20 protein-coding genes are annotated in these 21,338 nt (G+C 66.0%); 11 read left to right on the top strand and 9 right to left on the bottom strand.

Features of this window, described 5'->3' with window-relative positions; all coding sequences use genetic code 11:
• Positions 1 to 91: 91 nt before the first annotated feature.
• The gene (locus tag P24_RS05945; protein ID WP_456319853.1) at positions 92 to 1,369 is read right to left on the bottom strand and encodes a M20/M25/M40 family metallo-hydrolase; all 1,278 of its coding nucleotides are present in this window, start codon (positions 1,367 to 1,369) and stop codon (positions 92 to 94) included.
• Between the two features lie 85 nt (positions 1,370 to 1,454).
• Between P24_RS05945 and P24_RS05940 the strand changes: the two genes are divergently transcribed.
• Entirely contained in the window at positions 1,455 to 1,841 is a 387-nt protein-coding gene (locus P24_RS05940; protein ID WP_008943793.1) for a DUF423 domain-containing protein, read from the top strand.
• On the opposite strand, the gene P24_RS05935 is transcribed toward P24_RS05940, so the two are convergent.
• Genes P24_RS05935 through P24_RS05920 form a run of 4 tightly spaced genes read right to left on the bottom strand, consistent with a single transcriptional unit; the run spans position 1,838 to position 5,927 of the window.
• Positions 1,838 to 2,836 carry a glycosyltransferase family 9 protein gene (locus P24_RS05935; RefSeq protein ID WP_008943792.1) on the bottom strand — a complete coding sequence of 333 codons (999 nt, stop codon included), beginning with the start codon at positions 2,834 to 2,836 and terminating at the stop codon, positions 1,838 to 1,840. The two genes, P24_RS05940 and P24_RS05935, sit on opposite strands and share 4 nt — an antisense overlap.
• The gene (locus P24_RS05930; RefSeq protein ID WP_008943791.1) at positions 2,829 to 3,860 is read right to left on the bottom strand and encodes a glycosyltransferase family 9 protein; all 1,032 of its coding nucleotides are present in this window, start codon (positions 3,858 to 3,860) and stop codon (positions 2,829 to 2,831) included. The genes P24_RS05935 and P24_RS05930 overlap by 8 nt, the downstream gene beginning before the upstream one ends.
• The gene (locus P24_RS05925; RefSeq protein WP_008943790.1) at positions 3,853 to 4,812 is read right to left on the bottom strand and encodes a glycosyltransferase family 9 protein; all 960 of its coding nucleotides are present in this window, start codon (positions 4,810 to 4,812) and stop codon (positions 3,853 to 3,855) included. The genes P24_RS05930 and P24_RS05925 overlap by 8 nt, the downstream gene beginning before the upstream one ends.
• Positions 4,813 to 4,841: 29 nt before the next feature.
• Positions 4,842 to 5,927: an alpha/beta hydrolase family protein gene (locus P24_RS05920; RefSeq protein WP_008943789.1), complete on the bottom strand. Its 1,086-nt coding sequence runs from the start codon at positions 5,925 to 5,927 to the stop codon at positions 4,842 to 4,844.
• A 246-nt stretch (positions 5,928 to 6,173) separates the two neighbouring features.
• Between P24_RS05920 and P24_RS05915 the strand changes: the two genes are divergently transcribed.
• The 7 genes from P24_RS05915 (at position 6,174) to P24_RS05885 (ending at position 15,084) form a co-directional block, all read left to right on the top strand.
• A complete protein-coding gene (locus tag P24_RS05915) occupies positions 6,174 to 7,853 on the top strand; it encodes a thiamine pyrophosphate-binding protein (RefSeq protein ID WP_008943788.1) in 1,680 nt (559 codons plus the stop codon).
• Positions 7,854 to 7,862: 9 nt separating this feature from the next.
• Positions 7,863 to 9,596, top strand: coding sequence for an L-arabinonate dehydratase (araD, locus tag P24_RS05910; protein WP_008943787.1), 1,734 nt, complete (start codon positions 7,863 to 7,865; stop codon positions 9,594 to 9,596).
• Complete coding sequence (locus P24_RS05905; protein ID WP_008943786.1) at positions 9,596 to 10,366, top strand: HpcH/HpaI aldolase family protein; 771 nt, start codon at positions 9,596 to 9,598, stop codon at positions 10,364 to 10,366. The genes araD and P24_RS05905 overlap by 1 nt, the downstream gene beginning before the upstream one ends.
• A gap of 2 nt (positions 10,367 to 10,368) precedes the next feature.
• Positions 10,369 to 11,448 carry an Ldh family oxidoreductase gene (locus P24_RS05900; protein WP_008943785.1) on the top strand — a complete coding sequence of 360 codons (1,080 nt, stop codon included), beginning with the start codon at positions 10,369 to 10,371 and terminating at the stop codon, positions 11,446 to 11,448.
• Between the two features lie 81 nt (positions 11,449 to 11,529).
• Complete coding sequence (locus tag P24_RS05895) at positions 11,530 to 12,474, top strand: TAXI family TRAP transporter solute-binding subunit (protein ID WP_040706727.1); 945 nt, start codon at positions 11,530 to 11,532, stop codon at positions 12,472 to 12,474.
• A 171-nt stretch (positions 12,475 to 12,645) separates the two neighbouring features.
• The gene (locus tag P24_RS05890) at positions 12,646 to 14,523 is read left to right on the top strand and encodes a TRAP transporter permease (protein WP_008943783.1); all 1,878 of its coding nucleotides are present in this window, start codon (positions 12,646 to 12,648) and stop codon (positions 14,521 to 14,523) included.
• 102 nt (positions 14,524 to 14,625) lie between these two features.
• Positions 14,626 to 15,084, top strand: a complete 459-nt coding sequence (locus P24_RS05885; RefSeq protein ID WP_008943782.1) for an acyl-CoA thioesterase — start codon at positions 14,626 to 14,628, stop codon at positions 15,082 to 15,084.
• Positions 15,085 to 15,139: 55 nt separating this feature from the next.
• On the opposite strand, the gene P24_RS05880 is transcribed toward P24_RS05885, so the two are convergent.
• The gene (locus P24_RS05880; protein ID WP_040706725.1) at positions 15,140 to 16,090 is read right to left on the bottom strand and encodes a 2-hydroxyacid dehydrogenase; all 951 of its coding nucleotides are present in this window, start codon (positions 16,088 to 16,090) and stop codon (positions 15,140 to 15,142) included.
• An 87-nt stretch (positions 16,091 to 16,177) separates the two neighbouring features.
• Between P24_RS05880 and P24_RS05875 the strand changes: the two genes are divergently transcribed.
• The 3 genes from P24_RS05875 (at position 16,178) to P24_RS05865 (ending at position 17,961) form a co-directional block, all read left to right on the top strand.
• Positions 16,178 to 16,804 (top strand): bifunctional 4-hydroxy-2-oxoglutarate aldolase/2-dehydro-3-deoxy-phosphogluconate aldolase, encoded by a 627-nt coding sequence (locus tag P24_RS05875; RefSeq protein WP_008943780.1) that lies wholly within the window; start codon positions 16,178 to 16,180, stop codon positions 16,802 to 16,804.
• A gap of 69 nt (positions 16,805 to 16,873) precedes the next feature.
• The gene (locus P24_RS05870; protein WP_008943779.1) at positions 16,874 to 17,467 is read left to right on the top strand and encodes a hypothetical protein; all 594 of its coding nucleotides are present in this window, start codon (positions 16,874 to 16,876) and stop codon (positions 17,465 to 17,467) included.
• A 32-nt stretch (positions 17,468 to 17,499) separates the two neighbouring features.
• Positions 17,500 to 17,961 (top strand): GNAT family N-acetyltransferase, encoded by a 462-nt coding sequence (locus P24_RS05865; RefSeq protein WP_008943778.1) that lies wholly within the window; start codon positions 17,500 to 17,502, stop codon positions 17,959 to 17,961.
• An 8-nt stretch (positions 17,962 to 17,969) separates the two neighbouring features.
• On the opposite strand, the gene P24_RS05860 is transcribed toward P24_RS05865, so the two are convergent.
• The 3 genes from P24_RS05860 to P24_RS05850 form a co-directional block, all read right to left on the bottom strand.
• The gene (locus P24_RS05860; protein WP_008943777.1) at positions 17,970 to 18,401 is read right to left on the bottom strand and encodes a MarR family winged helix-turn-helix transcriptional regulator; all 432 of its coding nucleotides are present in this window, start codon (positions 18,399 to 18,401) and stop codon (positions 17,970 to 17,972) included.
• Positions 18,402 to 18,406: 5 nt separating this feature from the next.
• Entirely contained in the window at positions 18,407 to 20,179 is a 1,773-nt protein-coding gene (gene aspS / locus P24_RS05855) for an aspartate--tRNA ligase (RefSeq protein WP_008943776.1), read from the bottom strand.
• Between the two features lie 119 nt (positions 20,180 to 20,298).
• Entirely contained in the window at positions 20,299 to 21,288 is a 990-nt protein-coding gene (locus P24_RS05850) for a M23 family metallopeptidase (protein ID WP_192813232.1), read from the bottom strand.
• Between the last annotated feature and the right edge of the window lie 50 nt (positions 21,289 to 21,338).

Genomic DNA, 21,338 nt, shown 5'->3' with positions numbered 1-21,338 from the left:
GCGCCCTTTCCTTCCCTCTCCCCAACGCGGGAGAGGGTTGCGGAGCCTTATGAGCGAAGCGAATTCGGCGGAGCTGGGTGAGGGGGACATTTCAATTATCACCACCCTCCCCGCCACCCCTCAGCAGTTCCGCCAGCGTGGCGGCGACAACCAGCGTCGCCTTGTCGAGGTCGGCCAGCACCAGCCTTTCGTCGGCGCGGTGGCCGTTGGCTTCCAGGATGCTGCGCGGCCCGGCGCCATACAGCACGGTCGGCACGCCCGCCGCCATATAGTGGCGGGCATCGGTGTATATCTGCAGGCCGCCGGTGCCGATCTCCTCACCCAATACGGCGCTGGCATGACGGGAGAGCGGGCCGGTCAGCCGTTCCACGCCGGGCAGCGGTCCCAGTGGCGTCGCCAGCAGCAGCCGGTGGATCGCGACGGAAATGCCCGGCAGCGCCTCGACGGCATCCTCGATGGCGAGGCGCAAGGCGGCCTCCACGACGGCGGCATCCTCCTCCGGGATCAGCCGTCGGTCGAGCCGCAGGACCACCTTGTCCGGCACCACATTGGTGTTGATGCCACCGGCGATCAGCCCGACCACCAGCGTCGGGTGATCGATGCCGGGTACGGCAGAGCGCGTTGCCTTCAGCCCGTCGCGCAGGCCGTAGAGCATGGTTAAGATCGCCGTCGCCGCCTCCAGCGCGTCATGCCCTGTCTCCGGCTTCGCGGCATGCGCCGACCGGCCGTTGACCGTCACCTCCAGATGCAGGCAGCCATTATGCGCTGTCACGACCTGATAGGCGAAACCGGCGGAAATCGCGAGGTCCGGCTTGCTGATGCCGGTGTCCAGCAGCCATTGCGGGCCGATGGCGCCGCCGACCTCCTCATCATAGGTCAGGTGCAGTTCGACGGTACCGTCCAGCGCAGCGCCTTCCGACTCAAGACCTTCTAGCGCCTTCAGCGCATAGGCGTAGGTGGCGAAGTCGGATTTCGAGACCGCCACGCCGCGCCCGTACATCACGCCGTCGATGATCGCGGCACCATAGGGATCGGTGCTCCACCCCTCACCGGGCGCGACCACATCGCCATGCGCGTTCAGCGCGATCACCGGCCCCTGCCCGCTGCCGAAGCGTTTGCGGATCACCAGATTGGTGGCGGAGATCATGCCGTTCGCAGCGCACAGTTCGGCGGGCACCGGATGGCGTTCCACCGTAAAGCCCATCTCTTCCAGCAGCTTTGCCGCCGCTTCCGCATGCGGCGCGCAATCGCCCGTCGGATTGTCGGACGGCACGCGCACCAGCGCCGCCAGGAAATCCCGCTGCGCCCGCCGCTCAGTATCCAGAAAGCCACGCAGCGTGTCGTACATATCGTCGCCGGGGTGTGTCACCTTGCCGTCTCCATCCGGTTTTGCCCTACTGTACCGTGGCATTTGACAGGCGGCGATAGTTGCGGACGGAAAAGGGAGCGGGAAAATGGCGGGCTGGCTGATCTTTACCGGACTGAACGGCGCCGTGCTGGTGGCGCTGGGGGCCATCGGCGCCCATGCCTTCGCCGGGGAGGGGCAGGCAAAAGCCTGGTTCGATACGGCCTGGCGTTATCAGGGGCTGCACGCGGTGGCGCTGCTGGCGCTGTCGCTCGCCCTGCTGAAGCTGGAGCCGGGCCTGCCGCGAACCGCGCTGAGCGCCGGCATGGCGCTGTTCGTGCTGGGCACGGTGCTGTTCTGCGGCAGCCTGTACAAGCTGGCCTGGACCGGCAGCGGGCTGTTTCCGATGTCGGCGCCGCTGGGCGGCGGCAGCCTGATCCTCGGCTGGCTGGCGGTCGCCGTCGCTGGCGCGCTGTATCTGCGGCAGGCTGCTTAGGCCAGCAGCGTCTCCAGCGCGTCGTCCACCGCCTCGACCGGAATCGAGCCGATGACCGGTTCGCCATAGGCGCTGGCCTGCAGGAAGATCGAGCGCCGCGTCACCGGGCCGAATTTCTCCGCGCTGGTATGGCCGTACAGTACCACCAGCGGCGTGTCCGCAGCGGCCAGCATGTGACTGACGCCGCTGTCATTGCTCAGCGCACCGGCCAGCCGCGTGCCGATCGCCATGCTGCGCATCGGGTTGAACCCGTCGCCCCACAATTCCGTATCCTGCTCCGGGAACAGGGCGGTCGGTACCGCCGCACGGATATCCAGCAACTCCGCCGCTTCCGCCGGCCCCAGGATGAAGACCGGCACCCGGCCACGCTTCGCCTGAAGCCGCGCGATCTCGATGAAGCGTTCCAGCGGCCAGCGCTTGCGCGCCTCGCCCGCCCCCGGCGCGAATCCGACATAGGCAGGACCATCGGGCAGCTGTTGCCGCGCCTTGTCCAGCAGGTCGGCTGGCAGCGGCAGCGCCCGGTCCAGCGCCGGGCGACGGCCGGCCGCCATCTCGATCATGTCGAAGAACCGCGTCAGGATATGACGCGGTCGCTGATACCCCTTCGGCGGCCGGATGCCGGACAGCCAGAACCGGGCCGCCCCCGACAGGAAGATACCGTCGCGCGCCTTCAGCCGGCGGGCGCACAGGCTACGCCACACCACCTGCTGCGTGTCAAAGACAAGGTCATAGCCGCCGTCAATCGGCAACGGGCGGAACAGGTCAGCCTTGTTCTGGCCGAGCGGGATATTGGCATGGACATGGTCCAGCAGACCCACGGTCAGCGGCGCGATGCGGTCGGCATAGACAGTGGGGCCGGGACACACCCAGTCGATCACCGCATCGGGGAAGGCGCTGCGCAGCGCGCGCAGGAAGGACAGCTTGTAAACGCCATCGCCGATGATCTCCCCGCCGCTATAGACGGCGATGCAGCGATAGCGGCTCGATTCAGCCATTACTCTTGGCCTTGTGCGCGGCGACGGCTTCCATGACCGCCTCGACCGTGATCCGCATCATGCCGTCTGCCTTGTCGGGCACACCATCGGGCGGCAGGAGGGCGGTGATGGCGGTGCTGTGAGTCAGCGGCGGCGTCGCGCCGAACAGGCCGATGGCCGGCACGCCGGACGCAGCGGCGAGATTCAGGAAGCTGGTGTCATTGCCGACATAGAGGTCCATCGCGCCCAGGAAGGCGAGAATCTCGCCCATCTTCATGTCGAAACTCTGGACCAGCCGGCCAGGGTCATCGCCCAGCGCCGCGCGGATCGCCGGCAGGAACGGCTTTTCGTCTGGCCCGCCCAGCAGGAAGAAAGTCCCCCAGCCCGCTTCGGAAAGGGCGGCGGCCAGCGCCGCATAGCGCTCCGCGCCCCATTGCTTGTAGGGCTCCGAACTGCCAAGGCCGAGGGCGATCCACGGCCGGGGACGGTCGGCATAGGCGGCCTGCGCCTGCGCCACCGCCGCCGGATCGAGGCGCAGAAGCGGCTCCTGTTCCGGCTGCGCGATGCCCGCCGCCTTCAGCCATGCGGTGGCGAGGTCGAGCGGATGATCGCGGCGCATCGCCTCCGGCAGGAACGGTACCCGATTGAGGAAACGGCGCTGCCGCCCCATGCCATAGCCGAACCGTTCGGGAATGCCGGCCAGCCAGGCGGCGCAGGCATAGCGCCAGCTATGGTGCAGCACATACACCCGGCGAAAATGTTGGGACCGCAGCAGGCGCGCGAGGCGCAGGACGCCCAGCACGCCGTCATGCGCGCCGCCATTACCATCCTGCGCCCGGTCGAGCCAGATAACCTCGGATACGGCGGGGTCTGCGGCGAACAGCTGGTCGGCGCGGGAGCGCGGCTTGGTGATCACGGCGACAGCGCCTTCCGGCTGTGCCTCGGCCAGCGCGTGGATGTGCGGCAGGTGCCATACCATGTCGCCGACGCCGGGCAGCGGCTGGATGATGGCGACCTTCCCGTCGGCTGCCACCACGTCAGCCATCAGCTTGTCCCGTCCGCGCCAACAAACGCTCGGCGGCGTCCTGGGCCATCTCCACCGTCACGCCGTCCATCAGACGGTCGCCGGGCACGGCGCCACTGTCCACGGCGGCAATAAGCTCGCGCCAGCCCTGCGGCGCGCGCACGAAATCGCACTGCTCGCCCCACGGGCGGTAGCGGCGGTCGTCGGTCGGACCGAACAGCCCCAGCGTCGGCGTGCCGACGGCAGCCGACATGTGCATCAGGCCGGAATCATTGCCGATATAGAGCCGGCAGCGCGCCAGCGCGGCGGCAGTGGAGGGCAGATCGGCACCAATGAAATCGATAGTCTGCTGGTCGGCAAAGGCATCCAGCACCGGCTGGGCGACATCCCGTTCATGCGCGGCGGCGGTCACCAGAATGGCGGCCCCCTGCAGCGGCGCGCCCGGCGCGGTCAGCCGCTTTGCAAGGTCGATGAAACGGTCCACCGGCCATTGCTTGCCGGCCCAGTTGGCCGCCGGCCCCAGCGCCAGCACAGGCTGGTCAGCCGGCAGGATGGCGGCAGCCGCCTCCTGATGCGCGGTGGAGAGATAAAGCCGAGGCGGCGTTGGCACCGCTTCGCCGATCAGCGCGGCCTCTTCCTCCACCACATGGCGGTCGGGGCGGTGGCGGCCCAGCCGGATGAGCCAGAGGCGCGGCAGCAGATAGCCGATCACCGAATTGCGCAGATCGACCGCCATGTACCAGAAAGTGCCGGCGACCTGGCGCCACAGTTTCAGCCAGTGCAGCCCGTGGCGTCGCTTGACCACCGGCAGCACGCGGACAACGCCCGGATGATGTGCAAACAGCGGGGCCGGCAGCGAGCCGCAGGCGACGGTGATCCTTGCCTTCGGGTAACGCGCCGACAGCGCCGACAGCAGCCCCATCGACAGGATCGCATCGCCAACCCGATTGGAGGTAATGAACAGCAGATTCAAGATCGTCCTCAAGCGCTATGCGCGCCTTTCTACTCCTGCACCGCGACCGGAACAACCTTGATGGGCTTGACCCCTGAGGAGGCGATTTCCGGCCGGGCTGGCGCGGTCCGATCGCTGGACAGGTTGTTTTCGATGCCGGCGCCTTCAGGAACGATTGCCTGCTGCGCCGTCAGCCAGTCGCGCGCCATCGAAAGCGAGCGGGCAAGCCGTTCCGCCCGACCGGTCTCAGGGACCGTCACGAGGCTCTTGTCCTTGGGCGCAAGCGCCTGGAAATCCGCAACCGCCTGCGCCGGCAGGCCGGAGCCGTCCCAGGACAGCATCAGGAACTGTCCGTCGAGATGCGGCAGATGCGCTGCCGGCTCAATCGGCTCCAGCAGCCTGTCCGCCGTCAGGCCGAGGAAAGGCCGCGCCCAGGCCGGATGCAGGGCGGTCGTGTCCGCGATCATGGTGCCAAGGCCGGCACCGCCATTGATGAGCACGGTCCAGCCGACACTATGGCCGCCCTCCTGCAACATACGCTGCACGCTGGGCGCAATGACCGCTCCCTGAGAATAGCCGACCAGGCTGACCCGGCTGGTGTCGGCCCAACTCTGACCATCCAGCCAGTCGAGCACGGCACGTACCTGCCCCGGCACGCCAAGTGCGCGGCGGCGCATGTCCGGCGTCAATGCCGCCAGCGCATCGCCATCGAATGCCTGCCGGGAGAACGGCCAGTCATAGCCGATCATCACCGTACGGCCCATATCGCCGAACGGCGCGATATTGTCCCGCCCTTCCCATGAGGAGCCCAGCACGACAACCACCGGCATCGCCTCCCCGGTGATGGCCTGGGGCATGCTGATGGTCACGCCGATCCGGCCCAGCCGGGCGTCCCGGAACAGGATGTGCCGGTCAATGCGGGCACCGGAGACGGACTGGTGTTCCTGCTCGAAGATCAAACGCCCGTCGGCCCGCGGCAGGGAGTCGAGTTCATCCTGCTGCGACAGCCACAACAGCCAGCCGCCGGCAAGCAGCGCCACCGCCGTGACAAAGGCAGCGACCAGCCGCAGTCCGGTTGCCAGACGGCGCGCCAGGGGCCGCGGCAGGAGGGTGCTATATCTGACAAAATCCACCATTACAGCGTCGATTCTTGCCGTCACTTCTTGACGCAAAAGTGACGGCCCCAAGGTGAATCATGGGCATTTGGCGCAAACTGCAGGGCACATCGAAAGGCGAAAAGCCGCACCCGCTTGCTGTCAGTTTTGTTGACAACCAGAGAGGGTTCCTCGAAAACTTGGAGTATCTTCGCGCGCGGTTTCCCCGCGTCTATAAAAGACGGCGGATCTAACCGCGTACAGCCGCAAACTAGGGAGGAACGGTCCGTGACCGGCCAGCAGAATACCCGCACGGGCGGGCAGCTTATTGTCGACGCCCTGAAGCTGCATGGCGTCGAATACGCCTTTGGCGTTGCCGGCGAGAGCTATCTCGAAGTGCTCGACGCGCTTGTGGACGTGCCTTCCATCAAATACATCACCTGCCGCCAGGAAGGCGGCGCGGCCAACATGGCGGAGGCCTATGGCAAGCTGACCGGCAAGCCCGGCGTGTGCATGGTCACGCGCGGCCCCGGCGCCACCAACGCCTCCATCGGCATTCACACCGCCCAGCAGGATTCCACGCCGATGGTGGTGCTGATCGGCCAGGTCGCCCGCGACCAGTTCGGCCGCGAAGCGTTCCAGGAGATCGATTATCGCCGCTTCTTCGCCCCCATCGCGAAATGGGTGGAGCAGATCGACGATGCCGAGCGCATCCCGGAGATCATGCACCGCGCCTTCCACATCGCCAGCTCCGGCCGTCCCGGCCCGGTGATCGTGGCGCTGCCGGAGGACATGCTGCGCGACCATGTCTCGGCCCCCACTGCCCGGCCCTACCAGACATCCCGCCCGCATCCGGGTGCGGGCGAAATCGAGGCGCTGCGCGGCATGCTGGCCAAGGCGAAGAAGCCGATGCTTCTGGTCGGCGGCAGCGGCTGGAGCGATGCGGCGGCGACGGACATCAGCGCCTTCGCCGAGGCTAACAACATCCCGGTCTGCTGCTCCTTCCGCCGCCAGGACGTCGTCAGCACCAAGCATCCGGGCTTCGTCGGCGATCTCGGCACCGGTACCGGGCCGAAGCTGCTGGCGCGCGTGAAGGAGGCCGACCTGCTGATCGTCGCCGGCGCGCGGCTCGGCGAGATGACGACCCAGGGCTATACGCTGATGGGCCTGCCGGAACCGGCAAAGACCATGGTGCATGCCCATGTCGATCCCATCGAGATCGGCCGCACCTTCCGGCCGGAGCTGGGCATCGTCTCCGGCATGCCGGAACTGGCCGCTGCCCTGAAGGCGATGAAGCCGGTTGACGGTTCGGCCTGGGCCGACTGGACCAAGGGTGCTCGCGCTGAATTCCTGGAGTGGTTCCAGCCCGAGCCCTACAAGGGTGACAAGCTGGATGCTGGCAAGTGCATGCTCGCCTTGCGCGACCGGCTGCCGGAGAACGCCATCGTCACCGTCGATGCCGGCAATTTCAGCGGCTGGCCGCAGCGCTTCCTGCATTTCGGCCGTCCCGGCCACCTGCTCGGCCCGACCAGCGGTGCCATGGGCTACAGCGTGCCGGCGGGCGTCGCCGCCTCGATCACGCATCCGGACCGCATCGTGGTCTCCTGCGTCGGCGATGGCGGTTTCGGCATGACCGGCCAGGAGCTGGCGACGGCGATGCATCACGGCGCCAAGCCGATCATCCTGGTGTTCAACAACAACATGTACGGCACCATCCGCATGCATCAGGAGAAGCGCTACCCCGACCGGCGCAGCGCCACCGACCTGACCAACCCGGACTATGCAATGCTGGCCAAGGCGCATGGCGCGCATGGCGAGACCGTCACGAAGACCGAGGAATTCATGCCGGCCTTCGAGCGGGCGGTGAAATCCGGCACGGCGGCGATTATCGAGCTGCGGACCGATCCGGAACAGATCAGCACCCGCACCACCATCACGGCGCTGAAGGCGTCGGCGAAGAAAGGCTGACGGGACACCATGAGCAGCAAAGCCAGAAAGAAGCCGGAAGAGCTTCGCAGCCACCGCTGGTTCGGCGTCGATGACCTGCGGTCCTTCGGGCACCGGTCGCGTGCCAAGCAGATGGGCTACGCGAAGGAGGATTGGGCCGGCAAGCCGGTCATCGCCATCGTCAACACCTGGAACGACATCAACCCCTGCCACAGCCACTTCAAGGTGCGCGTGGAGGAGGTGAAGCGCGGCATCTGGCAGGCCGGCGGCTTCCCGATGGAGCTGCCCGCCATCTCGCTGTCGGAACCGTTCCAGAAGCCGACCACCATGCTCTATCGCAACCTGCTGGCGATGGAGACGGAAGAGCTGCTGCGCGGCTACCCCGCCGATGGCGTGGTGCTGATGGGCGGCTGCGACAAGACCACACCGGCGCTGATCATGGGCGCGCTGTCGATGAACCTGCCGGCGATCTTCATGCCGGCCGGGCCGATGCTGCGCGGCTACTGGAACGGCACGGTGCTGGGCAGCGGCTCGGACAGCTGGAAATACTGGGCGGAGCTGCGCGCCGGCAACATCACGCAGGAGGACTGGGAAGGTGTCGAGGATGGCATCGCCCGCACGCCCGGCACCTGCATGACCATGGGCACGGCGGCGACGATGATGTGCGCGGCCGAGGCCATGGGGCTGACCCTGCCCGGCTCCGCCTCGATCCCGGCGGCCGATTCCAACCATGCCCGCATGGCCACCGCCACCGGCCGGCGCATCGTGGAGATGGTGTGGGAAGATTTGAAGCCGTCCGAGATCGTGACCGAGAAGGCCATTGAGAACGCCATCGCCACCGTGGTGTCGATGGGCGGCTCGACCAATTCCGTCGTGCATCTGGTGGCGATGGCCCGGCGCGCCGGCATCCCGCTGGACCTCGACCGGTTCGACGCGATCTCCCGGCGCACGCCGTTCCTTGCGAACATCCGGCCCTCCGGCAAGTACATCATGGAGGATTTCTACTATGCCGGTGGCATCCGCGCGCTGCTGGAGGAACTGGGCGACGGGCTGCACCGCGACTGCATGACAGTGAACGGCCGCACGCTGGGCGACAATGTGGCCGGCGCGCGCATCATCCAGGACGATGTAATCCGCCCGCGGGCCAATGCGCTGAGCAAGGAAGGCGGCCTCGCGGTCTTGCGCGGCAGCCTGGCGCCGGACGGGGCGGTCATCAAGCATTCCGCCGCCGACCCGAAATTCTGGAAACACACCGGCCCTGCCGTCGTGTTCAAGGATTACAACGACATGGCGCGGCGCATCGACGATGTGAATCTCGATGTCACGGAGAATTCCGTTCTGGTGCTGCAGAGCGCCGGGCCGAAGGGCGGGCCGGGCATGCCGGAATGGGGCATGCTGCCGATCCCGCAGAAGCTGCTGAAGCAGGGCGTGCGCGACATGGTGCGCATCTCCGACGCGCGCATGAGCGGTACCAGCTACGGCACCTGCGTGCTGCATGTGGCGCCCGAGAGCCATGTCGGCGGACCGCTGGCGCTGGTGCAGGATGGCGACCTGATCGAGCTGGACGTGGCCGGGCGCAAGCTGAACCTGCTGGTCTCCGAGGACGAGCTGGCGAAGCGCAAGGCGGCCTGGACGCCGCCGAAGCCGCATTACCAGCGCGGCTATGGCGCGATCTTCCAGAATCACATCACCCAGGCGGACAAGGGCTGCGACTTCGACATTCTCGAAGCCGGCGAACCGACGCCGGAACCGGAGATCCACTGATGGAACTGCCCCGCAACGCATTCAAGAAGAACCTTGCCGAGGGCAAGCTGCAGCTGGGTTTCTGGTCGGCGCTGTGCAGCCCGATCGTCGCCGATATCCTGTCCGAGGCCGGCTATGACTGGCTGGTGCTGGATGCCGAGCATTCGCCGAACGATCCCGTCGATCTGATGCACCAGCTGATGGCGATGGAACATCAGCAGACCACCATGCCGGTGATCCGCGTGCCCTGGAACGATCAGGTGTTTATCAAGCGTGTGCTGGATGTCGGCGCGCGCACCCTGCTGGTGCCAATGATCGAGACTGCCGAGCAGGCCCGCGCCGCGGTCGCCGCCTGCCGCTATCCGCCCGAGGGCATGCGCGGCGTCGCCGGATCCGTGCGCGCCAGCCGCTATGGCCGGATCAAGGACTATCACAAAAAGGCCAATGCCGAGATTTGCCTGCTGCTGCAGGTCGAGACCAAGCCCGGCCTCGACGCGCTGGAGGAAATCGCGGCGGTCGAGGGCGTGGATGGCGTGTTCATCGGCCCGGCCGACCTGTCGGCGGCGCTGGGCTATCTCGGCGACAACCGCAACCCGGCGGTGCGCGAGGCGATCCTCGGCGCGCTGTCCCGGCTGAAAAAGGCCGGCAAGCCGGCCGGCATCCTGGCGCCGGTCGAGGAAGATGCGAAGTTCTGGATCGACCAGGGCTTCGGCTTCGTCGCGCTCGGCAATGACGCGGCGCTACTGGCGCGCCAGGCAGAGGCGCTGTGCGCCCGTTTCAAGGGGAAGTGAGCATGAGTGGGGAAATCACGGTCAAGGCAGATGTCCTGGCCGAGCAGATGACGGCGATCTTCCGGGCCTGGGGCATGGCGGAGGACGCTATCGGCAAGTGCGTCGAGATCATGCTGGAAGCCGACCTGATGGGCATCGATTCGCACGGCGTGACCATGCTGCCGACCTATGAGCAGCTGTTCAAGGATGGCCGGCTGGAGATGAATCCAGAGGTTAAGGTGGTAAAGGAAACGCCGGTCATGGCGATGATCGATGGCGGCGGCAGCCTTGGCCACTACCCGTCCAGCATTGCCATGGACCTTGCCATCGAGAAGGCCAAGAAGGTCGGCATGGCGGCCGTCACGGTGCGTCACTCCAACCATTACGGGGCGGCCGGCGTCTACGCGTTGCGCGCAGCACGGCACGGGCTGATCGGCATCTCCACCTCGTCGGTGTGGAATCCGGCCATCGTGCCGACCCGCGCGGCGGAGCCGATGTTCGGCACCAACCCCTTCGCCTTCGCCGCGCCGACGCGCAAGAACCGGCCCTTCCTTCTGGACATGGCGACCAGCACGGTCGCCATCGGCAAGCTGAAGCTGGCCTGGCTTGCCGGCAAGACCCTGCCCGAGGGCTGGGCCCTGACGCCGGAAGGCAAGCCTGAGCTGAACCCCGAACAGGCGATGGCCACGCGCCTGATGACCCCGCTGGGCGGTTCCGGCACGATGAGCAGCCACAAGGGCTATGGCATGGCGGCCATGGTGGAGATCCTGTCCACCATGCTGGCCGGCGCCACCTATGCGCCGCTGCGCAACCGGCCGGAAGGGCATTACGATATTGGCCATTTCTTCTTCGCCCTCGATCCGCACGCCTTCCGCGACGAGACGGATTTCGAGGACGAACTCGACGCCATGATCGACCGGCTGCACAATGCGCGCCCGGTGGATCCGGCGGAACCCGTGCTGGTTCCCGGCGATCCGGAATTCGACCGCCGGGCCAAGCGCGAACGCGACGGCATCCCCATCGCCGGACCGATGGTGGAGATGCTGGCCGGCATCGCGGAGCGGGCCGGCGCACCCTTCACGCTGGCACGGTTGGCGGCCTGATAGGTTTGTGCGACAATTGATTAGGGATATCATGTGCACGCATGGTATTTTTAGAACACTACTTCAATCGGGAGGATAACAATGAGCTTTAAAGTGAAGACGTCTCTTCTGGCTGCGGGCATGGGTGTCGCCCTGCTGGCGTCCGCCGGTGCGCAGGCCCAGACCGTTAAGCTGATGACCGGCCCGCAGGGCGGTTCCTGGTATCCGCTGGGCGGCGCCATCGCGAACTTCGCCGGCAAGGACGGCATGAAGGTGATGGTCCTGCCGGGTGCGGGTATCGCCAATGTGAAGGCCGTGCAGGCCGGCAAGGCCGACATGGGCTTCGCCAACTCTATCTCGACCGTGGACGGTGTCGCCGGCCGCGCGCCGTTCGAGGAGAAGGCGACGAACGTCTGTAACGTCGCGACGCTGTATCCGCAGTATTTCCAGATCGTCGTGAACGCCGATTCCGGCATCAACTCGGTTGCTGACTTCAAGGGCAAAGCGATCGCCGTGCAGCCGAAGGGCAACACCGCCGAGTTCATCAGCCAGCAGATCCTCGGCGTCTATGGCCTGAAGTACGAGGATATGAGCAAGGTCAGCTACGTGTCCTACACCGACGCCGTGTCACTGATGAAGGACAACAACGCCCAGGCCTTCACGCTGGGCACCACGGTCCCCGCCTCGGCCATCATGGACCTGGCCTCGGCCCGCGACATCAAGCTGGTCAGCGTCGGCGACGACAAGTTCGCCGAGATGCGCGCCCTTAACCCCGGCTACACCAAGCTGAACATCAAGGCCGGTTCCTATCCGAAGCAGGACAAGGACGTTCAGGCCGTCGGCTATGCCACCCATGTGATCGCGCGCTGCGACCTGGATGAGGACGTCGTCTACAAGATGACCAAGGGCCTGGCGGAGAACAACGAAGACCTGACCTCCATCGTCCGCGTGATGAAGGACACCGATATCAAGGTCATGTCGACCGATACCGGCGTTCCGATGCACAAGGGCGCCGAGAAGTTCTACAAGGAAAAGGGCGTGATGTAATCCATCGCCCGTTTACCGCGTAAAGCCCGCCATTTCCTTCCACGGAAGTGGCGGGCTTTTCCCTATAACCTCAACCGCGCGGCAAAGACGCGGATCGCGACGCCCCGACCGGGCGGTCATCAAAGCCCTTGACGACGTAAAATCGTGGCGTCCTGGGGGAGAGCCCAAACAATGTTCCTTCCTGTTTCCCTGACCCGCTGGATCATAACTCTGGTGGCCGTCAGCATGTCCGCGTTCCACCTTTACATCGCTTTCTTCGGCTCGCCGGACGCCTATGTAATGCGCGGCATGCACCTGGCCTTCGCGCTGGTGCTTGCCTTCCTGATCCTACCGGGCTGGAAAGGCACGGCGGACCGCCCAAGCCTGATCGACATTGCGCTGCTGCTGGCAGCCGCAGCCTGCGCGATCTATCCGATGGCGAACCTGAACTACATCGTCAACCGGATGTACTATGTCGATGATCCGGTCATGCTGGACTACATCTTCGGCATCGGCCTGATCCTGCTGGTTATGGAGGCGACGCGCCGCGCCACCGGCTGGGCGCTGCCGATCACCGCAAGCGCCTTCCTGCTGTACGGGCTGACTGCCGGCGGCCAGTCGGTCGGGATCATGCTGGATCAGCTGTATCTGACGACCGAGGGCATCTTCGGCATCCCGCTCTACGTCTCGGCGACCTATGTGATGCTGTTCATCCTGTTCGGCTCCTTCGTGGAGAAGAGCGGCGCCGGACAGCTGTTCATGGATTTCGCGCTGGCCCTGGCCGGCCACACCGCCGGCGGCCCCGCCAAGGTCGCCGTCATCACCAGCAGCCTGTTCGGCACCGTGTCGGGCAGCGCTGTCGCCAACGTTATGACCACCGGCACCTTCACCATCCCGCTGATGAAGCGCACCGGCTACCGCCCGGCCTTCTCCGGCGCGGTCGAAGCTGTCGCCTCCACCGGCGGCCAGCTGATGCCCCCGATCATGGGCGCGGCCGCCTTCGTGATGGCGGAGTTTCTGGGCACCTCCTACCTGGCTGTCGCCGCCTTCGCGATCCTGCCAGCCGTGCTGTACTACGTCGCGGTCTTCGTGGCCGTGCATTTCGAAGCGAAGCGCGTCGGCATGGTTGGCCTGCCGAAGCCTGACCTGCCCCGCCTGGGCAAGGTCCTGAGCGAGCGTGGCCACCTGTTCCTGCCGCTGTTCATCATTGTCGGCGTGCTGCTGGCCGGCTACAGCGCCGCCTTCGCCGCGCTGTGCGGCATCGGCTCGGTCATTCCGACCACCTGGCTGCGTGCCAGCACCCGCAGGACCTTCACCCCGATGGTGATCCTGGACGCGCTTGAATCGGGTGCCCGCAACACCCTCGTGGTGGCGCTGGCCTGTGCCTGCGCCGGCATTGTCATCGGCACCATCACCCTGACCGGCCTTGGCCTGGACTTCACCGGCATCGTGCTGGCGATCTCCCAGAACTCGCTGATCATGGCGCTGTTCCTGACCATGGTCGCGGGCATCATCCTGGGCATGGGCCTGCCGACGACCCCGGCCTACATCGTGCAGGTAGCCCTGCTGGTGCCGGCGCTGGTGAAGCTGGGCGTGCAAGTGGAGGCGGCGCATCTGTTCGTGCTGTACTTCGCCGTGCTGTCGGCCATCACCCCGCCGGTGGCGATGGCAGTCTATGCCGCCAACGGCATTTCCCGCGCGGGTCTGGTGGAAAGCAGCTGGGCGGCCGTGAAGCTGGGCCTGACGGGCTATATCATCCCGTTCATGTTCGTCTTCGGCCCGTCCCTGTTGCTGATCGGCGACTGGGACCGCATCCTGCAAACCGTTGTCACCGCCACCGTCGGCGTCGTCTGTCTGGCCGGCGGCCTGCACAGCTACTTCTTCTGGGGCCGTGCGCGGATCTGGGAGCGGGTAATGCTGATCGCCGCGGCGTTCGTGCTGATCAAGCCGGGCCTGCTGACCGATCTGGTCGGCGCTGGCCTGGTTGCGCTGACCATTGCCAGCCAGATCCTGCTGCGTCCCTCGGAGCCGCAGCCGGTTCCGGCCTCGGAGCGCTCCGACGGGAACTAAGGGCGTAAACTAGACCAAACAAGAAGCCGGCCGGCGCTCGACAGCCCGGCCGGTTTCGCGTTAAGGGATTGCCGCTTCAGTACAGACGATGGATACCCAGCCATGACCGACCCGTTCGCCGAATTCGGCATCGACCTCGCCGATCCGGCCGCCTATGCCTTCTGGAACGAGGAGAATGTCCGCTTCTCCGATGTCGATATGCTGGGGCATGTGAACAATGTCAGCTATGCCGCCTATTGCGAATCGGGCCGCGTGCACATGATCCGCGAGGTGGCGGCGCGCTGTGGCGTGAAGAACGCCTGGGTCCTGGGCCGCCTGACCATCGACTATGGGGCGGAAGTCACCTTCCCCGCCGTCATGCGCATCGGCACGCGCACGGTGAAGGTGGGCACCAAGTCGGTGACGATGGGCCAGGGCCTGTTCGTGGACGGTCGCTGTGTCGCCCGCTCGCTGGCGGCTGTCATCGCCTTCGATCTGGAAACCCGCAAGACCATCGCCGTACCGGAACCGGTGAAGCAGGCGATGCTGGCGCTCAGCCCGCAGCCGACTGTCGCGGTGTAGAACAAGAAAACCCCCGCCAGACCGGCGGGGGTTTTGTCTATAAGCTATAAGCCGCTCAGCCCTTTGTCTCAGGCACCTCGGTCAGCAGCGGCTTGCCGGCGAAATGCGCCTTGATGTTGTCGATCATCAGCTGGCCCATCGCCGTGCGGGTGGCGTGAGTGGCGCTGCCGACATGCGGCTGCAGCACGACATTCTCCGTCATCTCGATGAGGGCCTGGGGCACTTGCGGCTCCTTCTCGAACACGTCGAGGCCGGCCGCACCCAGCTTGCCCGACTTCAGCAGATCGATCATCGCCTGCTCGTCCACCACCGTGCCGCGCGCGACATTGATGAGGATGCCGGTCGGGCCCAGCGCCTCCATCACCTCGCGGCTGATCAGCTTCGAGGTTTCCGCACCGCCGGGGATGATGACCATCAGCACATCCACATCGCGCGCCATGTCCACCAGGTTCGGATAGTACTTGTAGGGCACATCCTTCTTCGATCGGTTGTGATAGACGATGTTCATCTTGAAGGCTGTGGCCCGGTCGGCGATGGCCTGGCCGATGCGGCCCAGACCGACGATGCCCATGGTCTTTCCGGTGATGTTGGTGGTCAGCGGCATCGGCCCCTTCAGCCACTTGCCCTCGCGCACGAAGCGGTCACCGACGACCAGCTGGCGCGCCGTGCACAGCAGCAGCCCCATCGCGGTGTCCGCCACCTCATCATTCAGCACGTCGGGCGAGTTGGTGGCGCGGATGCCGTGCTTCTTGCAGTACTGCACGTCGATGGTGTCGTAACCGACGCCGAAATTGGCGACCAGTTCCAGCTTCGGGAACTTCGCCAGGAAATCCGCATTGCAGCCATAGCCGCCGGCGATCACGCGCAGCGTTGGCGCCAGCTCGACGACCATCTTGTCGGGATCGGGGGCCAGCCAGAGCTTGTGGAGGTTGAACTCCTCCTCCAGCGTCTTCACGGTGCCGGGATAGACGGCACGGGTCAGCAATACATCGGGTTTGTTGCTCACGAATTTTCCTCCGCTTGTTCGGGAATTTGGCAATATGGTTGCGATTTATAGCGGAGATCGCAATCGCCGTCGCGGAAAGGTGCCCTGATGTCCCTGCAAAAGATACTCGGCCAGGTGCCGGTCATCCCCGTGCTGGCAATCCGCGACACAGCGCAGGCGGTACCGCTGGCCCGCGCGCTGGCGGAGGGCGGCCTCACCATCCTGGAGGTCACGCTGCGCACGCCGGTGGCGCTGGAAGCGCTGCGGCTGATCCGTGAGGCTATGCCGGATATCATGCTGGGAGTTGGCACCGTCCTGCAGCCGGAGGATATGGATCGCGCGGCCAATGCCGGCGCCACCTTTGCCGTCAGCCCGGGCCTGACCAAGACACTGGCCGATGCCGGCCGCTATAGCGGTATCCCGCTGCTGCCGGGCGTGGCCACCGTCTCGGAGATGATGCTGGCGCGCGAACTGGGCTACCGCTCGCTGAAATTCTTCCCGGCCGGGCCGATGGGCGGACCGGCGGCACTGAAGGCCATCGCGCCGGTCATGCCGGACCTCGCCTTCTGCCCGACCGGCGGCGTGACGGCGGAGAACATGGCCGACTATCTGGCCCTGCCGAACGTGTTCTGCGTCGGCGGGTCGTGGGTGGCCCCCGACACGCTGGTGCAGGCTGGCGACTGGAAAGGCATCACCACCCTGGCCCGCAAGGCGGTCAGCGCCGCCGGGCGGTGATACGCGCTTGGCCTCGCCGGAATCGATGCCCATATCCTTAAGACCTATTGATTACAGAGGCCTTTTCCCATGCCTGCTTTCCGGCGCCCCCACCGCCGCATCGCCCTGCCGGCCCTGACCGTCCTGCTTGCCGCCTTCGTGCTGGCCGCCTGCACCGGCCCCGGCAGCGTCCGCACGGTGCGTGGCGGGATGAGTGACCCCGGCCCCTTCGTGCGCGACCATCTGCAATATGCGGGGCGTGAAGGCCCGGTGCTGGTCGAGGTGCCCGTCGGCGCCATGGGGCTGACCGGGCAGCAGCTTGCGCCGCGCGTCGCCGACATCATCAGCGGAACGGTCTTCGGCATGACGACGCAGTTCACCGCCGACCGTGCGGCGGTGCAGGAGCCGAACTGGCGCATCATCTTCCTGTTCAACAACGCGCTGAACCTGCGCGCGGACGAGGTCTGCGCGGGCGAGACGCGGCAGAATACGGAAAGGCCGAGCATGAACACCCTGGCCGTGTTCTGCCACCGCGACAGGATGTACGCATCGGTCAGCGGCTATGCCCAGAATTTTGGAGGTGTCGACGATCCTGCCTTTCGCGCTTACGCGCGGCAGCTCGTCGACGAGCTGTTTCCCCGCAACTCGGATGAGATGCTTCGGCTTGGCGGCTGGGATGATTAGGGGCTGTGACCGCTGGTGATGAGGACGGAAATATGAAGGCGCAGGCAATTCTCCGCCCGCTGACCGAAGGGGACCGCCCGGTCTGGCAATCGCTCTGGGATGGCTATTGTGCCTTCTACAAGGTGAGGTTGCCGGCCCCGGTCATTGACGGGCTGTGGGAGAAGCTGACCAGCGGCGATCCGGCGATCCACGGCATGCTGGCGGAGAGTGCGGAAACCGGCGAAGCGCTGGGGCTGATGCATTATGTACTGCATCCGCACACCTGGAGCCTGAAGACAGTCTGCTATCTGGAGGATCTGTTCGTGACCGAGGCGGCACGCGGCCAGGGTGTCGGCCGGGCGCTCATCGAATGGCTGGCCGCCCGGGGACGTGACGAGGGCTGGTTCCGGCTCTACTGGCACACCGACGAGGATAACGAGACCGCCCGGCTGCTCTATGACCGCGTGGCCGGTCCCGCTACCATGGTGCGCTACGCCATTCCCCTGACGAAATAGGGCGGGCCTCAGCTCAGCCGGCGCAGCATCGACAGGAAGGTTTCGCGCTCAGTCTCGGAGAGCGGTGCCAGCGTGTCCTGGCTGATACCGAAGGCGGCACCGTAGAGCCCGTCCACCAGCCTTTCGCCGGCCTCCGTCAGCCGCAGCACGGCACGGCGGCGGTCATCGGGGTCGGCCTGCCGGCAGACCAGCTTGCGCGCGATCAGCCGGCGCGAGACACCCTGGATCGTCGCCGGGTCCATCGCCGTCAGCCGGCCCAGATGGTTCTGCGAGAGGCTGCCCTCTTCGCGCAGCTTGGCAAGGGCGGCCCACTGCGTCGGCGTGACCTGATGTTCCTGCATGGCGGCCAGGAAGATCGCCGTCGCCCGCTGATGTGCCCGGCGGAGCAGATGCCCCACCTGAGCCTCCAGCGCGTAGCCAGCCTCCCCCGGTTCCGCCATCCGCCTCAGTTCTTCTTTTCAGGCGGCAGCACCGAACGGATGTGCAGCTCGCGCAGCTGTTCCGGCGTCACCTCGCTGGGGGCGCCCATCAGCAGATCTTCCGCCTTCTGGTTCATCGGGAACAGGATGACCTCGCGGATGTTCGGCTCGTCAGCCAGCAGCATGACGATGCGGTCGATGCCCGGCGCAATGCCACCGTGCGGCGGGGCGCCGTAATGGAAGGCGTTCCACAGGGCGGGGAACTTCGCTTCCACCACCGCTTCCGAATAGCCGGCGATCTCGAACGCCTTCTTCATGATGTCCGGGCGATGGTTCCGGATGGCGCCGCTCGACAGCTCCACGCCGTTGCACACCACGTCATACTGGTAGGCCAGGATATCCAGCGGGTCCATGGTCTCCAGCGCCTCCTTGCCGCCCTGCGGCATGGAGAAGGGGTTGTGCGAGAACTCGATCTTGCCGGTTTCCTCGTCCAGTTCGAACATCGGGAAATCGACGATCCAGCACAGCCGGAACACATTCTTTTCCAGCAGGTCGAGGTCCTGGCCCAGCTTGGTGCGGGCCTGGCCGGCGAGTTGTGCCGCCTTCAGCGGCTTGTCGCAGGCGAAGAACACCGCATCGCCATCGCCAAGGCCGGTGCGCTGCTTCAGGTCGGCCAGCTTCTCCGGCGACAGGAACTTGGCGATCGGGCCGCGCCCCTCGCCCTCGGCGAACATGATGTAGCCCATGCCCGGCGCGCCCATGCCCTGCGCCCAGCTGTTCATGCGGTCGCAGATCGCGCGGCTGCCGCAGTTCGGCCCCGGAATGGCGCGCACAACGGCGCCCTTCTCGATGTTCTTGCGGAACACGGTGAAGTCGGTGTCGGCGAAGATGTCGGTCACGTCGCTGATGATCAGCGGGTTGCGCAGGTCCGGCTTGTCGGAGCCATATTTCAGCAGCGCCTCGGCAAACGGGATGCGCGGGAACTGGTCCGGCACGCTCCAGTCGGAGAATTCGCGGAAAACGCCGGCGAGCACTGGCTCGACCGCTGCGAACACATCCTCCTGCTCGACGAAGCTCATCTCAAGGTCGAGCTGGTAGAACTCGCCGGGGCTGCGGTCGGCGCGGCTGTCCTCGTCGCGGAAGCAGGGCGCGATCTGGAAATAACGGTCGAAGCCGGAGATCATCACCAGCTGCTTGAACTGCTGCGGCGCCTGCGGCAGGGCGTAGAACTTACCCGGATGCAGGCGGCTGGGCACCAGGAAGTCGCGCGCGCCTTCCGGCGAGGAGGCGGTCAGGATCGGCGTCTGGAATTCGGTGAAGCCCTGAGCCACCATCCGGTTGCGGATCGAGGAAATGACCCGGGAGCGCAGCAGGATGTTCTGGTGGATGCGCTCGCGCCGCAGATCGAGGAAGCGGTAGCGCAGGCGGGTTTCCTCGCCGGCATCCTCGTCACCCGCCACCTGCAGCGGCAGCACATCGGCAGCCGATTCCACCTCGAAACTATCGACGCGCACCTCGATATCGCCGGTCGGCAGCTTTGAATTCACCGTCTCCGCATCGCGGCTGACGACACGGCCGGTGACGATGACCACGCTTTCCGGTCGCACCGTTTCCACACTCTTGAAAACCGGCGATTCGGTATCGACCACGCACTGGGTGATGCCGTAATGGTCACGCAGGTCGACGAAGACGAGCTGTCCGTGATCACGCTTGCGATGCACCCAGCCGGACAGGCGGACGGTCTCGCCGACATTCTCGGCACGAAGCTGGGCGCAGGTATGGGTACGATAGCGATGCATGGCGTCTTCCGGGGCATACGATGTCCGAAGGGCGGACCCTAGACCATTCCGGGCCAGCCTGAAAGCGCGGGGAGTATGCACTTCGCCCGCCGCTAATCAACATCGAAGTGGGTGGGACGCTACCGCACCGTGAAGCTGTAGCGGATTTCACGCTTGCCAGCACCCAGCCCGTCCTTGCGTTCGACACTGGCGCGGCCGGCATAGGTTCCCTTCGGCCAGGGCTGCTGCCCGCGCTTCTTGCCGATGAACAGGAACTGGCGGACCTTCGCCGCTGGCATGGTCTCGCTGGCGCTGGCCATTTCCTCACCGCCCGGACCGGTCAGGGTCATGCGCAATATGTCGCCCGGTGCCAGCCCGTTGAATTCCGCCCAAAGCACGATGGCCTCGGCGCTCTCCGGCAGGGTGTCCGCCGGGAACTGGCCCTTCAGCACCTCGTCATATTTCGGGGCGCGGGGGGCGACGCCGATGGCATAGGGTGCCGGACCGTAGGCCAGCGCCTGCTGCGCAGCGGCATCCCAGAGCGGTTTGTCGCCAGGGCCGCAGGCCGGCCCGCCCTCCAGACCGCGGAACGGATCGACCGTCTTGCCATCCTTGCGCAGGATGAATTCGAGATGCGCGAAATCGGTGGAGCCGGACAGCCCAACCTCCCCCAGCCGCGCGCCCTTCTCGACCTTCTGGCCGGCGCGGACCGCAACCGAGCCCTTGCGCAGATGGCAATATTGCGTCTGCCAGCCACCGGCATGCTCGATCAGCACGCCATTGCCGCATTCGCGGTCCTTCACCGCCTCCTTGCCGATCTCGGAGACCAGCGCATCCTGCATGCCGTCGCGCACGCCCTTCACGATGCCAGGGGCGGCGGCGAACACCGGCACACCGCGTGCAATTTCCGCCAGGCCGGCAAGGGCGATATCGGTGCCGTCATGCCCGTCATAAGCCAGCTTGCCGCAGGCATAATCCATACGGTCGGGGCCGGGATCGACATCGGGCAGCTGGAAGACCCAGCAATCCTTGCGAAGCTCGCAGCCGATGGGCAGCGACAGCGAGATATCCTGCGCCGCGAGGGGGCCGGACAGGAAGAGCAGGAAAAAGGCAGGGATGAGACGCTTCATTTTCAGCATGTCGGATCGCAGGGCGGCAAGATCAACCGCAGGAACGAGAG

Source organism: Oceanibaculum indicum P24 (assembly GCF_000299935.1).
GTDB lineage: Bacteria > Pseudomonadota > Alphaproteobacteria > Oceanibaculales > Oceanibaculaceae > Oceanibaculum > Oceanibaculum indicum.
This window is presented reverse-complemented; position numbering and strand designations above follow the sequence as displayed.

Excerpts from the sequence above, each read along its gene's own strand:
- P24_RS05940 (WP_008943793.1), top strand. The coding sequence starts at position 1,455 with ATGGCGGGCTGGCTGATCTTTACCGGACTGAACGGCGCCGTGCTGGTG.
- P24_RS05935 (WP_008943792.1), bottom strand. The coding sequence starts at position 2,836 with ATGGCTGAATCGAGCCGCTATCGCTGCATCGCCGTCTATAGCGGCGGG.
- P24_RS05930 (WP_008943791.1), bottom strand. The coding sequence starts at position 3,860 with ATGGCTGACGTGGTGGCAGCCGACGGGAAGGTCGCCATCATCCAGCCG.
- P24_RS05920 (WP_008943789.1), bottom strand. The coding sequence starts at position 5,927 with ATGGTGGATTTTGTCAGATATAGCACCCTCCTGCCGCGGCCCCTGGCG.
- araD (WP_008943787.1), top strand. The coding sequence starts at position 7,863 with ATGAGCAGCAAAGCCAGAAAGAAGCCGGAAGAGCTTCGCAGCCACCGC.
- P24_RS05905 (WP_008943786.1), top strand. The coding sequence starts at position 9,596 with ATGGAACTGCCCCGCAACGCATTCAAGAAGAACCTTGCCGAGGGCAAG.
- P24_RS05900 (WP_008943785.1), top strand. The coding sequence starts at position 10,369 with ATGAGTGGGGAAATCACGGTCAAGGCAGATGTCCTGGCCGAGCAGATG.
- P24_RS05895 (WP_040706727.1), top strand. The coding sequence starts at position 11,530 with ATGAGCTTTAAAGTGAAGACGTCTCTTCTGGCTGCGGGCATGGGTGTC.
- P24_RS05890 (WP_008943783.1), top strand. The coding sequence starts at position 12,646 with ATGTTCCTTCCTGTTTCCCTGACCCGCTGGATCATAACTCTGGTGGCC.
- P24_RS05885 (WP_008943782.1), top strand. The coding sequence starts at position 14,626 with ATGACCGACCCGTTCGCCGAATTCGGCATCGACCTCGCCGATCCGGCC.
- P24_RS05875 (WP_008943780.1), top strand. The coding sequence starts at position 16,178 with ATGTCCCTGCAAAAGATACTCGGCCAGGTGCCGGTCATCCCCGTGCTG.
- P24_RS05870 (WP_008943779.1), top strand. The coding sequence starts at position 16,874 with ATGCCTGCTTTCCGGCGCCCCCACCGCCGCATCGCCCTGCCGGCCCTG.
- P24_RS05865 (WP_008943778.1), top strand. The coding sequence starts at position 17,500 with ATGAAGGCGCAGGCAATTCTCCGCCCGCTGACCGAAGGGGACCGCCCG.
- P24_RS05860 (WP_008943777.1), bottom strand. The coding sequence starts at position 18,401 with ATGGCGGAACCGGGGGAGGCTGGCTACGCGCTGGAGGCTCAGGTGGGG.
- aspS (WP_008943776.1), bottom strand. The coding sequence starts at position 20,179 with ATGCATCGCTATCGTACCCATACCTGCGCCCAGCTTCGTGCCGAGAAT.
- P24_RS05850 (WP_192813232.1), bottom strand. The coding sequence starts at position 21,288 with ATGAAGCGTCTCATCCCTGCCTTTTTCCTGCTCTTCCTGTCCGGCCCC.